This is a genomic window from Paenibacillus sp. H1-7 (assembly GCF_022354825.1).
In the GTDB taxonomy this organism is placed as follows: Bacteria; Bacillota; Bacilli; order Paenibacillales; family NBRC-103111; genus Paenibacillus_S.
The window spans coordinates 2366307-2381223 of the sequence record NZ_CP031168.1 but is presented as its reverse complement, the minus strand read 5'-3'; the positions used below and the strand labels follow the sequence as shown (position 1 = coordinate 2381223).

Genomic DNA, 14917 nt, shown 5'->3' with positions numbered 1-14917 from the left:
AGTGGGTATACACTGGATGGGTTCCCCCCTTCTTGCGTGTTAGCTGATCGCCGATCAGCGGCAAGAAAACATCCGTTTCTGGGGGGAGTTTTGTGTTATTGGACAAATGTCTGATCGCCTCATTAGCGTGCCAGGGTTCTGTCACACACTATTGTTTATTGAACTATTGTACCCGCTAGTTGAACGCTAATCCCCGTAATACTCCTTTGCCTTTAGACATGTCTCATATCAAAAGGATTTAGATTTGTAGGGTTTCGCACGGCGGTCTGTTTTGTCGTGCGGCTACAGTTTAAGACGGCTGCGTTTCTTCCCTTCGTAGAACCCGGATAGCGTAGTCACGGCCGAACCGCGGCGAGAGCGCGGTCCAGAACGAAAAGAGTGCCTTTTCGATTGCAGCCATCGCCTCCGTACCTCCCACGTCCACCATGTCGAATCCCACTTCTGCGCCAAGCCGAAAGACGGTTTGCTTGGCTTCTTCGTCCTCGCCGCTCATGAAGAGCGTGGCGTTCGCCCCGCCGAACCGCGGGTTCGCGAGCGCCTCCCACGTCGACGTATGGAACGCCCGCACGACGCGTGCGCCATTCGCGAGCCTCCGCACTTCCGAGTCCGCAGACCGGCCGTCGAACAACATCGTCGCATTGATGACGATTTTCCGCCGCAGGTCTCCCGCCTCCTCTAGCACTCTCTCGATTTCCGTGCCGGGAACGGCCAATACGACGATTTCGCCGAACGCGGCTGCTTCCTTGACGGAAGTCGCCGCGGCGTTCGGACCGATCGACTCAAGCAGCGCACGTATCCGTTCGCTTTGTGGATCTCGCGTGCCGAACGTCACCCGGTGACTTTTCGTCGCCCATGCTTTCCCCAACGTACCTCCGATGTGTCCTGACCCGATCATAGCAATGTTCACGCTCGCATCTCCTCTGCAACTGTATTTGGAGGCACGAACGCCGGAACTTTTGAAACGTTTACGGCGTCGCGTCCAACAGCTCGTTATACAGTCGAATGTTGTTTTTCGTCCGATCGATCATCTCGTCGAGTTCGCGGCGCTGCGTCTCCATCCGGGCCAAGTGGTCTGTCAGCAAGATGACTCGATCCCGGAGAACGGCTTCGTCTCCGTCGTGCATCGATGAGAGTTCGGTCACGCAGCGGTTCGTACTCGTGAACGACTTGATTTCTTCTAGAGACAATCCCAACCGTTTCAAACATCTTAGTCCTGACAGCAACCGGAGATCGTCGTCACTAAACACTCGAGCGCCGCCCGACGGTTTGCGCTGCGGCTTGAGCAGCCCGATTTTCTCGTAATACCTGAGCGTATCGTGACCGAAACCCGTCATCTCTACGACTTGACCGATCGTGTACAACGAGCACGCCTCCTTTCATTCATCATTCTAATTGCTGGAGGTGACTCCAGGTCAACTCCTGCAGAGTGAAAAATTTTCCGGTTCTAAAAACATCCATTCCTTCCCCTATAGTCTACAATAAGGATAAGTTCTTGTCGCGGACTAAAGACAAGAACTTGACCCTAAGATCACAAGGCCCCACTGTTTACGTAGGTTTGAATAAGCTATGTTTTTATCATTCGACAACACGAACTATCCAGTATCATTTAAACACGCTTCTATAACATTAACCCGAACGTACTCGTTTTTTTAAAAGCCTCCGCTTTCGATGCACGAAAAGCCTACAGCGATCTTGCTCATATGTTTGTGTCGTGACACTGCGACACAAACATAAATGCCTTCAAATAAAAAAAAACCACTTAACGGGGATCTCAAAGTACCTATGTTTGTGTCGTCGGACATTCATGTTTCTTCTTGTACACCGACACAAAACTTCTTTAATAAACGACGCAACTTTGCTTAAATATAAAACGCGAGACAATACTTGTTTACAGTATTGTCTCGCGTTTTTGCGGGAGCCTAATCATGGGACATGTCGCCTCGGCGACAGCTCCAATTAAACTATCGTACCCGTTAGCGCAATGAGTCAGTTAAATAGTATCCCTTTAATATTTGATCGAAGGCATCTACGACCTTGGCAGAGTTATTACCCAATACGTTAGCCAAAAACGTCCCATATTATCCAACGACACCTTTCATCGCTTGATACATTTTTTCTACGTATATGTCGATTTCGTCACGTGACATGCGCAGGCGATTTATGGACGAGCCGTAGCCAATCTCCTGTTTACCTTCTTCAAGTCCCTGGAAAATTCCATCCGCAAATGCATCTAAAGGCTCTCCATTATTACGTGTGAAGGCAGTTTGAACTGCCGGCGGAACCACTTCAATGACTTCTACAGATGCATCGGAAAGTTGGTGTCTTAGACTCATCGTAAAGGAATGTAGTGCCGCCTTTGTTGCTGAATAAATTGGGCTAACTGCTAGGGGGGTGAAAGCCAGCCCAGACGTAACATTCACAATAGCCGTATCTTGTTTTGTTGAAAAAAATGGTGCGAACAGCAGAGAAAGATGAACAGGGGCTTCAAAGTTGATCGCAATTTCACTGTTGTAATAGCTCCAATTCTCTTGTTCTTTCAGCACATGAAACTGGTCCCCAATCCCCGCATTATTCACCAATACGTTGACGTCTGGATAATTCGTGGTCACCCAGTCAAACAACGCTGTACGCTCAGATTCAAGCCCAAGATCACTAACTCGAGTAATGAGACTTGGGAACTTCTCCTTAGCATCCTGCAGAATACTTTCGCGTCGTCCACAGATAATGACCGTATTGCCAGCTTTGATAAACCGCTCTGCAAAAGCTAGGCCAATTCCAGAACCTCCACCAGTGATCAGTATCGTGTTCCCTGTAAGTTTCATCAGAGCTGCCTCCTTGATTAATTTAATGTGTCTAGTCAAAGTCACCCATTAAATTTTAAAGTAAAGTGTCTAGACAGTTATTTGAAGCAAATAGAATTGGGTGACCATTCGTCAGAATGCTTGAACCCATCAGTGGAGGCTGTAATAAGGCTAGCCCGCACTGTCATGAACGCCTCTTGAATTAGAAATTAGATGTATGTTCCGCCTGAGACCTCGACTCGTTGGGCATTGACCCAGCGATTCTCGTCGGAAAGCAGCGAGACGATAGCATCTCCGACGTCTTCGGGTTCGCCGACACGACCGAGAGCTGAGAACCCGGAATCAGCTTCGAAGCATTACTTCACTTTTGGGAGTTCGAGAATGATGCCAAACCCCTTATTAGAAACGTTTGGCAACTTCCTTAGCATGCGCAATTGCTTCTTCTTTAATAGCTGGAGCTCGCTCTGATGATGCCGTTCCTTCAGCAAAAATAGCCTCCATAGATTGAATCCCATAGAACTGCAAAATCTTTTTCAGATAGCTGTATCCCATTTCAACTTCAGCAAGAGGACCTTCCGAATAAACGGAACCGCTAGCTTGAATGTGCAAGGCTTTCTTGCCGGACAACAGACCTACAGGACCATTCTTGGTATATTTGAACGTCTTGCCCGGAATTGAAGTCGCATCCGTGTAAGCTTTCAAAACCGGCGGGATCGAGAAATTCCACATGGGGGAAACATACACGTACTTATCGGCAGCCACGTATTGATCGACAATCGCGTCAAGCCGAGCAATTTTATCTTGCTCGGCTTCGGACAGCTGATAGAAAGACGAACCCGAGCGAAGCTTTTCCCAACCACGCAAAACATCTGCATCGAATTGCGGAATATTCTCTTTGTACAGATCCAAATGAACAACTTCATCTGTTGGATTAGCTTCACGGTACGCTTCAATAAATTCTTTGCCTACCGCGAGGCTGAAAGATTCCTGAGGATCAAGGGGATGTGCGGTGATGTACAGTACAGTTGCCATGAATCAAAACTTCCTTTCTGTAATTAAATTAGTTACACTTTCAAGACTGATCATATAATATGTACTTACTTATTTAAAGTAGGCACAATAATGTGGTATAGTATGAAAAAAGGTACTGTAACGGAGGCCAACGTATGCAAAAAAAACCTGTCCAATGTCAATTCGTTGCGGCGCTGGATTCGATCGTCGGCAAGTGGAAGCCGAGTATTCTTTATCATTTGCTTCAAGGTAAACCTTTGCGGTTCAATGAGCTAAGAAGATTGCTGCCCAATATCACGCAAAGGATGCTTACGCTCCATCTGCGCGAATTGGAGGAGGAAGAGCTCGTTAAACGAGTCATTTATCCGCAGATCCCGCCGAAAGTGGAATACTCCATCACGGAATATGGCAAGAGCCTGTCTCCGATTCTGGAAGCCTTACATCAATGGGGAGCGGCCCATGTCGAGCGAAAGCAGCTCAAAAATGAGAATAATGAACAAACAGAAACGGACTAGCGTTCGACATTACGCTAGTCCGTTTCTTCTGCATCGAGTCAAATAATATAACGAAAGTGAATATGAAGCATGTCTGGCACTGCGACGTGCCAGAACATAAAGAAAACGCCCATCCTGCCAAACTGAAAATCCAGCACGAACAGCTTGCACAACGCAAGACCGAGGCAGAGAGACAACTGGCAGACAAGGCCCTTCCCACCAAAACGGCGAAGGTACCGCATTTTCTGTGACCCCAGAAAGCTTAAATCGCTGCCGGCTTGATTGTGAGCTATGTAGATATTTAAAGAAGTATTGTTTTTAGGACTGGTTCAAGTGCGTCTGCCATCCGCAGAAAACCAAGATCCGTTGGATGTGAGCCGTCTACTGTGCATTCAAAGAAATCCTCACCGAGCGACCCGGATCCGTCGAAGAAATAAATATTCAAGTCACCTTGCTCCCGCAATTCGTTAACGAGAGACTGTTCGAAACGTTTACGTTCCATTCTGGCCACGTACAGGTGTGGGGTCAGCTCCTCTCGCGCGTAACGAATTCGTGACACAACCAAGATCGGTGTTAACGGATGAGCTTCCCTATAAATTCTAATAAATTCCGGAAGTGTCTTACGGAAAAGTTCGGTGTTCACGCAATTGCCTTCATAATCAATGACCATACACGCAGGGTCGTTAATCTGCGAAATGATTTCGGCAACCTCCGGCTCTCCCTTGCCGCTTCCAGAGAAACCAAGATTAATAAATTCCAGCGGAATTCTTCGGCTCAAAATGTTCGTATAAGCCATGCCAGGCCGCGAAGCACAGCCGCCTTGCGTAATCGATGTTCCGTAGATGACTACTTTCTTCCAGGAAGCGTAGCTTGGGGGAGCGGTTACGGCTGCGCCATCATCCAAACCGATCCATATCTCCTCCACCCCTTGATAGAGCGGCAAGTTTAGGACGATATTACGCATCGAGGCATGCCAATTGGTAAATAACGCACATTCGTACTCGGTGAGAGTGAGGTCATATTTCGTTGTGTTGCTGTACCGCAGGGGAAGGAGGGTGTCGGGAGAACCCACGTAGCAATCGACGCCGCATTGTCCGGTTGCCGGCATATGGACCATATTGGCTTTGCCTTTCAGCTTCACCCTTACCGATAGAGAAGAAGAGTTCGACTGAAACCGGATTTGTCCTCCTGCAGTATGATTGGCCAAGCGATCGACGGCTTCCGGAATGGATCCGGACGGTAAATTCGGCAATCTGCGATAGATTTTTTCTTGCGCAAACCAAGCCAACCCGGAAATTTGAAAAGGCTGCTCTATAGGAGAATACCAACGAATCGAGCCATTGAACGTATCATTGGGACGCATTCCGGGATCGTACAGCTCTATCGGATTCTGCTCTTTTTTTTCCACATTACAAATCCTTCCCTAAACAATGATGTATACTTCAGCATTCCTTCACTCACTATGCAAAAACTAAATCATATAGTATATTTAACCATATTTGTACGGTGGGGAGTACTTCTTCCTATCGCTACCTTTTCCTCACTACTTAGCCCTTAACAGCACCTAAAGTTGCGCCCTGCATTATCATCCGCTGGAATAGCATGAACACAATGACCGAAGGAACCATCGCAATCGTCACCCCTGCAAACAACGTAACCCAGTCCGACGTAAACTCCATCATTTTGTTGGCTTGGTACATCTGCACAGCTATCGTATATTTATCGGGATCACTCAAATAGATGAACGGTCCCATGAAGTTGTTATAGAAGCCCAGGAATTTAAAAATCGCAACCGTAACAATCCCCGGAGTGGACAGGGGAACGATCACCCGCCAGAACAACTGGAAGATCGAAGCGCCGTCCATATGCGCACTTTCCTCCAAATCCTTGGGCAGTGACTTCATAAAGCCACCGAGCAACATTAGATAGAACACGCTCTCCCCCAGTGAGGATAATAAGATTAACCCCGTTAAGCTATTCGTCAAATGCAGCTCCCTCATGATAACGTACTGCGGCACCAGGGCATTAATCCCTGGAAGAAACAACGAAAGCATAATGAGGCCCCAGATCAGTTGCCGTCCTTTAAACTCCATCCGGGTCAAGGCATAAGCGTTAAGCGTGGTAAAGAACAAGCTGACAACAAGGCTTCCGCCTACATAATAAAGCGTATTAAGCAGCGAACGACCGAAGCCGTATTCCGTCCAGGCGGCAGTGTAATTGGACCACTGCATTTTTTTTGGAAGGCTCCAGATGTCTTTGAAGAACTCCGGATTGGACTTCAGAGACTCATAGAACACCCACACAAGCGGAAACAGAATCGACAATCCCCAAACATACAGCACCAGACGCCACAGCACGTCCATAAACGTCATTTTTTCCTTCAATCTCATCTTCTCCCTGCTTTAAAATATGCTCTAATACTCTACGCCCCGGTTCGGTAGAAACTTATCCATCAGCAGTTTGGCCGTGATCAAGATGACGAACAGAATCATACCGACAGCGGACGCGTAACCGTAGTTGATGTACTCTTTACCGAAAGCAAGATTAAACATATAGAGACCGATTACATCCGTGGAGCCGGACGGGCCACCGTTAGTCATAATCAAAATAAGCTCGAACGTCTTGAGTGTGCTGATCACAAGAAACAACGCGCTGACCCGGACGACGGGCAGAATGAGCGGCAGCGTAATCTTGAATAACCGCGTCATATGTCCAGCGCCTTCGATAATAGCCGATTCATACAACGACTTGGGAATGGCCGCCATAGCATTTACGAAAATGATGACATAGAGCCCGACGCCACCCCAAACCCACGGAGGGACCAGCGCCCACAGCGCCGTACTTTCATTGCCCAGCCAATAAAAATTTTTCATGTCGATCCCGAGCAGCTTCATACCGCTGTTGAGCATGCCGTACGTACCGTCATAGATGAACGCCCATAGTAAAGCTACGACGACAATCGATAAAACGTTTGGGAAAAAGAAAAGGATTTTGAGGAACTCATTTTCCACATAACTCTTGTATGTGACCAGATAGGCAAGCAGTAAGGAAATGAGCACGACCAGCACCGGTACCGTCACCATAAAAATAAGGTTGTGCTTAAGCGCCCGCCATACATACTCGTCCTGAATTGCGGTAACAAAGTTGCTGAGCCCTACAAATTTGGGATCCGTCAACCCGTCCCAATCCAATAATGCGTAGTAAACGGATAAAACATTCGGAAACAGCGTGAACAGCAGATAGCCCCCGAACGGCGGCACGACGGCAAGGATGAGAAAAATCCACTTCTGCGTGCTCGCTTTAACCAGTCTCATTCTGCCAGAAGGAGCGGGTTTAACTTTCAATACACTAGGTTCGGACAAGGGAAGTCAACTCCTATCAAGGGAAATGGAAAAGCGGGGAAGATTCCCTCCCCGCCTATTAACTTATTTCTTCTGAGCTTCTACTGCTTTCTTGAGCAAGGCGTCCGCTTCTTCGAGAATCGGTTTCGGATCCTGCTTGCCTAATACGATCTTCGTAATGGCTTCTTCCACCATCTTATTGGCTTTGGCCAGGTTCGGATCGGAGATGCTGACGGTTCTGTGCGGCTTATACGACCGGGCATCGTTATCCTTAATGTACTTTAGAATCGCTTGCGCAGAGGTGGACAACTTAACGACTTTACTCGCATCGTCAATCAAATCTTTTCTCATCGGGAGGGCACCCGCTTTTTCTGCGGCAAACTGTTGGTTATCCAACGTCATCAGCCAAAGAATAAACTCCTTGGACCACTTCTTGTTCAGATCCGGCTTGCCGGCCCACATGTATTGGAAGTTGGTGATTCCGCTTCGGATCCAAAGCTTCTGCTCCGCCTTATCCCTGAATGGCACCGCCATATAACCCCACTTGAAGTCTTCCGGTGTGGTCTTCTTCATTTCGTTCTCCACGTGACTTCCTGTGGAAACCATCGCGGCCTGGCCTTGAATCACCTGCATCTGGGACTGGGTATGCGTTAACGCCGGCAGTCCATCCGGAAAGTACCCCTTCTTGCCAAGCTCATACAGGCGATTCCAGTGCTCCAAGCTTTCCTCGCTCGTAAATTGAGGACCGTTGTACGTTTTATAGTTTTCGATCACCTTATCAGCGTTTCCTTTAATATCGGCCAGCTCAAACAGCTTTGCCGGTCCAAACGCCCAGTCATAATAATTAGGGTAAATTCCCGGAAAAGTAATCGGAGCTATGCCGTCCGCCTTAATTTTGGCAAGCAGGTTGTTAAACTCGGCCCATGTCTTCGGATTCTGGTTCCAGCCTTTCTGCTCAAACAGCGTCTTATTGAAGAACAATCCGCCATAAGAGCTCGAGGTCGCAAACTCGTATACCTTTCCGTTCACCTTAGTAAATGATTCCGCGAGGCCCGGCATCATGAGCTCCTTCATTGCTTTGCCCGGTACGTCAGGAAGCTTTTTGTCGAACATATCATCGAAAGGCTCGAGTTTTCCAGCTTCAGCAAGGGAAATGATACCCTGTCCTCCGGAAGGTGGCGTCGTGTTGAAAATGTCAAACATATCGTTATCGTTATTGGCAGAAATCTTCGTTTGTATCATGTTCTTCATATCCGCCGAAGCGGTGACATCAAATGAAACATTCGGGTATTTGGCCTGGAAGGACTTTACGGCATAATCGAACCATTCCCTTCCGTAGCCTCCCATGAAGAAGCCGACCTTCAACGTCACTTTCTCCGTCTTCGACAGCCCGTTTTCGTAAACATCACCTTTAGTCTGATTCTGAGGCTGACTCGCGGAAGGTTGTTCCGTTTTTTCTGCACACCCTGCAAGCAGCGAACCCGACATAGCAACCGCAAGGCTTAAAGCCGTAAGCTTTCCAAATTTGTTTCTCATACTGAGACCCCTCTCGAATTAATAAAAAAAATTGATTTATTAACTTTGATAATACAGGGTAATTGTTTGGCAATGATTATCATTTTGTAATGGATATGTAAAAAATCGTTGAATAACGTGGTATGATCACGCTTACACATTTACACTTAGTTAATAAATCAAATTTATTTATTAATATCCTACCTTTTTTTTCTTTAGGATACAATAGAAATCTTTCGACAAAATCCACTTCCTTTTCTCGGGAATGACCGCGTGGTAAACTAATTTGTACTAAGAGAATAAACGTGTACAGTTCAAGGAAGAGGTCGACTCATGTCCACATTGAAACATTCATCCCACACGCTGCTTAAATCCATTAATCAGCAGAAGGTGCTGCATCTGATCTATTCGGAATGTCCGATCTCCCGTGTAGAGCTAGCCAGAAAAACGGGACTTAGTCAGCAAACCGTCACCAATATCGTCAACCGGCTTCTAGAGGATCAACTGATTGTCGAAGGCGAACCGCAATCCCTTGAGAGCGGCAGCGGCCGTAAGCGTGTTCCCCTGCTGCTAAACGGCTCCCGCTTCTATGCGATCGGCATTGAATTGTCGGGCACTTCGGCACGAGGAGCGGTATATAATTTTCAGCAATCCCGCTTGGCGGAAGCCGAAGCGAGGGCAGAGCGCTACGAGTCTAAAGAGGACTTGCTCCGGGTGATCCGCAGCGTGATCGACAAGCTCATTAGCCGGACCCCAGACCCTACCTGCCTTAAGGGAATCGGCTTTAGCGTTCATGGACTCGTTAACTCCTCCGAGGGCATTCTGCTTCGCTCGCCGGGGCTTGGATGGAAGCGGATACCGCTGGCAAAGCTGCTAGAGGACGAATACGGGTTGCCCGTCTTTCTGGAGAATGACACCAATCTGCTTGCGCTCAACGAGAATATGGGCGGAATTCTTATCTCCTCCAAAAGCAATGTGACGCTAAAATTTGGTAACGGCATCGGGGGAGCCATCGTCGTGGAGAAGCTGCTGGTCACCGGCTCCTCCTTCGTAGCCGGCGAAGTAGGCCACTATAAGGCGTTTATGCCGCCTTACGATTATGAGTGCTACTGCGGCGGCAGAGGATGCCTAACCACTCTGGCTTCCTCCAGGGGCTTGCTGCGGACACTCAGTAGGAGTTGGGAGCACTTCAGCGAAGCGGTCCGCACCGGAGACCCAGAAACCGTTCAACTGAACGAGGTGGTGAAGACGGCGATCGTATACGCTACTGCCAATATCGTCACCCTACTCAACCCGGACCGGGTTCTGCTCACTGGGTTTATGCTGCCGGTGTGGGGGGACTCGTTCGTCGACGAGCTCAAAGCGCGAGTGATGGCCCAAGTGCCGGAGACATGTCGGAACGTTGAGTTTCTACACCTCACCGACATGGAAGACGAGACTGCGCTGGCCGTCGGGCTTGTATTGAAGAGCGTGTTCAAGATCCCGCTCGACAGCTTGTCCCTGTGAACCAGCGGCCACTTAGCCAAAATGGGCTCGGGCGGGCTGAGCGTTTACCACTCGCTTGTACTGCAGTAAGCGGGAAATTCATGATTACGAGCGTCCGGATAAGTTCGATTGCGCACCAACTGAAGGAATCAAAAAAAATCTCCTGGAAGATATAAGAAATCTTCCAGGAGATTTTCGTTCATTGCACCTTGCGGGCAGATTATCTGCCCCAGACGCGAAGCAGGACCTCAGCTTTATCATTCAGCCACTGCCGGGCGTCCGCTGATGCCAATTCTTGATGTGCTCTATTATCGAGATGCTTAATAAAGTCCTCGATCTTCTTGGCTGCCTGATCCTGCTGTCCCTTCTGCAAATGGCTCTCCGCCTGACTCAGCGCGTTCTCTAGCTGTATGGCCAGCGGATGGGTAACCTTGCCGGAGGCAATAAAGCGCTGCAGGCCTTTCTGCAGAGCAGGCAGGTCGACCGATGTCTTAAAACTTACCGGTTCGCTTAACACAGATATCGCCCCCGACGAGTGCACGGCCTTGACCTTAAACGTATACGAAGTATCCGGCTCCAGTCCCGTCAAATTGTATACCGTGCCGGTCACCGTGGAGACGGCCCCATTACTGCCGTACACCTGGTAGGTCACACTGTTTCCGTCGGAAGCCGTTGCCGGGGACCAGCTCAGCTGCGCCGAACCCGCGGTCACGTTTTCCGCCTTCACGCCTTGCGGCGCATCAACGGTAAGGCGGGTGCGGAAGGACCAAATATCCGAGTACGATCGTCCACCGAAGCTGTCCTCCGCCAATGCGTACCATTCATAATTGGTGCTGCCTTTCAGGCCATTCCAACTGACCATGGCTGTGGAACCGCTGGCCGCCTGCGCCGATCCGATCGCGTCTCCAGAGTACACTTTTACCGTCATCGCGTCGGTAGCCACTCTTTTCACCATCGGCTTCAGATCCACCGAAAGCTTGAACTCGTCCTTGCTCGGATCGTAATGATTGTAATCGTCCAAATACGGCGAATACGTATTAACATAGACGGTATCCGTCTTCGTATCAAAATGCAGAAGCTTTAAATATCCGTTTCCGCCGTTCGGAATACCCTGGTAATCGTTAAGAATCTGGTACACTTTGCGATCCGGCTGTCCGTCCTTGTTATCGTCAATCTGGTCGGTACGCAGCGAACTTCCAGTAAAATGACCGCTCATGACCATCCATACGTTAGGATTCGGCACTACTACCTTCTGATAGATCTGGTTGCCGGTTGCGGATCTTGCTGCGTTATTTTGCAAATATTCATGAACCACAATAACCGCTTTACGGTCCGGATACTGCTTCAGAACGGTGTTCATCCAGCCCATATCTTCATCATTCAAGCCCCAACCCATGTACACGAAAATAAAATCGTTGCCACCCGCCGAGATCAGGTCATAGTGACCCTTGTTATCTTTGTACGACTCTCCGTAGTAAGGTTTATCCTTAAAGCGCTTCTCTCCGAAAAACTTTGAGAATTCCGAGTAATCCGGCACAGACGTTGCGCCTCCGTCGAACACGTCATGGTTGCCCGCGACAACGCCCCAAGGAATTTGCGCGTCTTCCACCACCTTCATGAACTTATCCGCACGTTCCCACTGCCCTTTGATGCCTGCGGAGTTTACAACGTCCCCCACGTGCATCACATATTGAATGTTCATTGATTCTTTGGCGTCGCGCAGGAAATTGACCTGTGACTCAAAATACTCCGGCTGAATTTCCGCGTAGATCTGTGTGTCCGGTATAGAGGCAAAGGTAAAATCGTACTGCTCACGACGCGGAATCTCGTCCTGAATCAAGACTTGAACCTTACCATTTCTTGCATAATTGCCGCCGTCAACCGCCGCAGTGAGGGTGAAGTCTTCCTCGGAAACAGCCACCGTGGACGCCAGTGAATCCCACTTCGCCGCAGTATAATTCCATGCGTACAAACCAACTTTACGCCCCTTCAGCGAATGCCCTTCCCAGCTTAGCTCGAGACGGTCGCCGGCGCCGGTTTCCGCCCCCGCTTCTACTTCAAAGCGCTGATAAGGGAACTGTTCAGTCGAGTCCGTAGTGACATAACGGTCATCGGAGGCTCCGGCGGCTGCTTGTTCTTCGGCGGTCAGCTGCGTTTCCCCCGAGCTCGTCAAGGTCAGAGGAGGCTCTACATCAGCCGCATGCTTGTAAGCGGTCACTTCCGCGTCCGCGGCGTTGATCTTTTGCCCTTTAAAGAACTTCACATTCAGCGGGTCTCCGGTCGGATCGGAAACCGATACCTGTAGACTCACGTTCGTGTCCGTATCCTGTGCTCCATCCGTCGGCGCCGCCAGGAGCGGTTTGCCCGGCTGCTCTGCAGGAGTGGTGAACTTAATCGTTTTCTCCGTCGATTTACTACCGGCATCTACTGCTTTAAGCACAAGATTATGCTCCCCCGGAGTGAGGGCCGCAGAGGATGTGGAATACGGAACCTCAATGAGCTTGCCGTCCAGCTTCACCTCGAAGGATTTGACGGAGGAAGCCGCATCCGATGCGGAAGCTTGTATCTCAAAAGCCCCTTTGTAAGTACTGCCTTCCGTAATATTCGCAGTTACAACCGGACCTTGATTGTCTACGATCACGCTTGCTGTGTCCTTCCTGCCGTCAGGCAGAGACACCTCGACCCGATGAGGTCCGTCAAAGGCTGCTGCAGTATTCCATCGGTAAGAGATCCCGTCCCAATAGCGCTCGGGAATCGTGAAGTTGAAGTACACTACCGGAAGGAAGCGTCCGTTATCTCCCATGTCCAGTATGGTTGACGGATTCGCGTATTTCGGGTCGCGTAGGACGGTACCATCTGCTAGAACAAGCCGGACATTGCGGATATTGAAATCATCCAGGCCGGGCTCCGGTTGGTTCTCATAATAAGGCCGGGTTACTGAACCCGCGCGCAGCGCAATCGGATTCGCCTGACCGTACTTGAACAATTCGGGACGTACCGGCACTACCATGGTTTTATAATCCTGGGTGCCGAACGGAATCAAGTACAGCGTCTCGGTGCCCATGGTGGTCACGTTCTGCCCTTTATCTATATCGTCCGCTTCAAACACGAAATATGCCGTTTTCTCGAGGGCCCGTTCCGTTGGACTGACCGGCTGGCCGTCGATCGACAGCGACATGGACCCTTCTGTAGCAGACGAACCGATAAGAACCCGCTCGCTGGTCAGAATATCGCCCTCGAGAACGTTCAGCGTAGGGCTTTTCTCATTACCCGCTAGGCTGAGTGTTCTCGGAGCCGTAGCCGTTACGTTGAAGGTATCGGATGCTTCAAAATAGTATTCAAGGGCCGGGCTGCCGAACCATTCCATCATCTCCAGCGAGTAGCGGAAGCGTCCGTCGGCGCCTCGTGGCAGGGTTACCATTTTATAATCCGGCGTCTTGTTGGATTTAAAGTACAGATTAACAGACGCAAGCAGACGGTCATCCGCTGCTTCGGCCATCAGCTCAATCGGTTTGATCAGGTCAATGCCTGAGGGATCCGTAAGATCTTTTACCGTCGGCGGGGTAGGATCGTTTACAATGCGGACAGGATCCGCTGGTACGTTAGCCGGGTTGAAGGTTCCCGGTGAGGCCGGCACCGTCTTGGAACTGAGCTTCTTCATATCGAGACTGCCGTCGTCCGGAACGCCGTACTCGACACTCAGATCTGCCGCCGTATCGATCACGCCCGGATTATAGCTGGCGCGCACAATGTCCGTTCCCGTATTGGTCGCCACCACAATGGTTCTTTCCCTAAGGTTGTTAAGACCGCCAGGAATCCGGACAATGTCTTTATTTTCAATGAGCGAGGTTTGAAAATGCTGATTAAAGTCAGCCACCGTCTTGGACTCCCCTGACGTCGTAACCGCCCAGAAAACCATGGCCTGCTTAGGCTGGATGATTATCTGTACATCGGTGTAAGGTCGCCAGAACAAATCATGGCCGGGCTCTCCCGGGTACCTGTATAAAATAGAATAGTCCTTGAAATCGACCGGCTGGTCGCTGTTGTTATAAACCTCTAGGTACTCGTAGGGATCCTCTCCCAACGCATCGTCTCCACCTGAATCGGGGACCATTTCAGTAATGAGCATGCGTGGGATTCCAGCTGCCGCTTCGATGGCGGCTACGCTTTCTGCAGCTGCAGGGATGCTAAGCGGCAGCAGAGAGCTGGCGGCAAGATGCGCGGCCATCAGGCAGGTGAAGCAGCGGGTTAACAGTTTCTTTTTCACTTG

12 protein-coding genes are annotated in these 14917 nt (G+C 49.7%); 2 read left to right on the top strand and 10 right to left on the bottom strand.

Annotated elements, in window-relative coordinates:
* Positions 1 to 289: 289 nt before the first annotated feature.
* From DVH26_RS10810 to DVH26_RS10790, 5 genes are all read right to left on the bottom strand, one after another.
* Positions 290 to 907, bottom strand: coding sequence for an NADPH-dependent F420 reductase (locus DVH26_RS10810; protein ID WP_239633694.1), 618 nt, complete (start codon positions 905 to 907; stop codon positions 290 to 292).
* Between the two features lie 58 nt (positions 908 to 965).
* Positions 966 to 1361 carry a MerR family transcriptional regulator gene (locus DVH26_RS10805; protein ID WP_239633693.1) on the bottom strand — a complete coding sequence of 132 codons (396 nt, stop codon included), beginning with the start codon at positions 1359 to 1361 and terminating at the stop codon, positions 966 to 968.
* Between the two features lie 717 nt (positions 1362 to 2078).
* Positions 2079 to 2822, bottom strand: coding sequence for an SDR family oxidoreductase (locus DVH26_RS10800; RefSeq protein WP_239633692.1), 744 nt, complete (start codon positions 2820 to 2822; stop codon positions 2079 to 2081).
* 188 nt (positions 2823 to 3010) lie between these two features.
* Complete coding sequence (locus DVH26_RS10795; protein WP_239635336.1) at positions 3011 to 3088, bottom strand: hypothetical protein; 78 nt, start codon at positions 3086 to 3088, stop codon at positions 3011 to 3013.
* Positions 3089 to 3200: 112 nt separating this feature from the next.
* On the bottom strand, positions 3201 to 3833 hold the full coding sequence (locus DVH26_RS10790; protein WP_239633691.1) for an FMN-dependent NADH-azoreductase: 633 nt from the start codon (positions 3831 to 3833) through the stop codon (positions 3201 to 3203).
* A gap of 134 nt (positions 3834 to 3967) precedes the next feature.
* Here DVH26_RS10790 and DVH26_RS10785 point away from each other — a divergent pair, with 134 nt between their 5' ends.
* A complete protein-coding gene (locus DVH26_RS10785) occupies positions 3968 to 4327 on the top strand; it encodes a winged helix-turn-helix transcriptional regulator (protein ID WP_239633690.1) in 360 nt (119 codons plus the stop codon).
* Positions 4328 to 4607: 280 nt separating this feature from the next.
* On the opposite strand, the gene DVH26_RS10780 is transcribed toward DVH26_RS10785, so the two are convergent.
* The 4 genes from DVH26_RS10780 to DVH26_RS10765 form a co-directional block, all read right to left on the bottom strand.
* On the bottom strand, positions 4608 to 5714 hold the full coding sequence (locus DVH26_RS10780) for an SGNH/GDSL hydrolase family protein (RefSeq protein ID WP_239633689.1): 1107 nt from the start codon (positions 5712 to 5714) through the stop codon (positions 4608 to 4610).
* Positions 5715 to 5853: 139 nt separating this feature from the next.
* Complete coding sequence (locus DVH26_RS10775) at positions 5854 to 6696, bottom strand: carbohydrate ABC transporter permease (protein WP_239633688.1); 843 nt, start codon at positions 6694 to 6696, stop codon at positions 5854 to 5856.
* 24 nt (positions 6697 to 6720) lie between these two features.
* Positions 6721 to 7668 (bottom strand): carbohydrate ABC transporter permease, encoded by a 948-nt coding sequence (locus DVH26_RS10770; RefSeq protein WP_239633687.1) that lies wholly within the window; start codon positions 7666 to 7668, stop codon positions 6721 to 6723.
* A gap of 63 nt (positions 7669 to 7731) precedes the next feature.
* The gene (locus DVH26_RS10765) at positions 7732 to 9183 is read right to left on the bottom strand and encodes an ABC transporter substrate-binding protein (RefSeq protein WP_239633686.1); all 1452 of its coding nucleotides are present in this window, start codon (positions 9181 to 9183) and stop codon (positions 7732 to 7734) included.
* A gap of 312 nt (positions 9184 to 9495) precedes the next feature.
* On the opposite strand from DVH26_RS10765, the gene DVH26_RS10760 reads away from it, so the two are divergent.
* Entirely contained in the window at positions 9496 to 10668 is a 1173-nt protein-coding gene (locus DVH26_RS10760; RefSeq protein ID WP_239633685.1) for an ROK family transcriptional regulator, read from the top strand.
* A gap of 199 nt (positions 10669 to 10867) precedes the next feature.
* Here DVH26_RS10760 and DVH26_RS10755 read toward each other — a convergent pair whose 3' ends face one another.
* Positions 10868 to 14914 (bottom strand): FIMAH domain-containing protein, encoded by a 4047-nt coding sequence (locus DVH26_RS10755; RefSeq protein ID WP_239633684.1) that lies wholly within the window; start codon positions 14912 to 14914, stop codon positions 10868 to 10870.
* Positions 14915 to 14917: the final 3 nt, after the last annotated feature.

Coding starts and splice junctions, on each gene's coding strand:
- DVH26_RS10760 (WP_239633685.1), top strand. CDS start 9,496: ATGTCCACATTGAAACATTCATCCCACACGCTGCTTAAATCCATTAAT.
- DVH26_RS10765 (WP_239633686.1), bottom strand. CDS start 9,183: ATGAGAAACAAATTTGGAAAGCTTACGGCTTTAAGCCTTGCGGTTGCT.
- DVH26_RS10790 (WP_239633691.1), bottom strand. CDS start 3,833: ATGGCAACTGTACTGTACATCACCGCACATCCCCTTGATCCTCAGGAA.
- DVH26_RS10800 (WP_239633692.1), bottom strand. CDS start 2,822: ATGAAACTTACAGGGAACACGATACTGATCACTGGTGGAGGTTCTGGA.
- DVH26_RS10785 (WP_239633690.1), top strand. CDS start 3,968: ATGCAAAAAAAACCTGTCCAATGTCAATTCGTTGCGGCGCTGGATTCG.
- DVH26_RS10775 (WP_239633688.1), bottom strand. CDS start 6,696: ATGAGATTGAAGGAAAAAATGACGTTTATGGACGTGCTGTGGCGTCTG.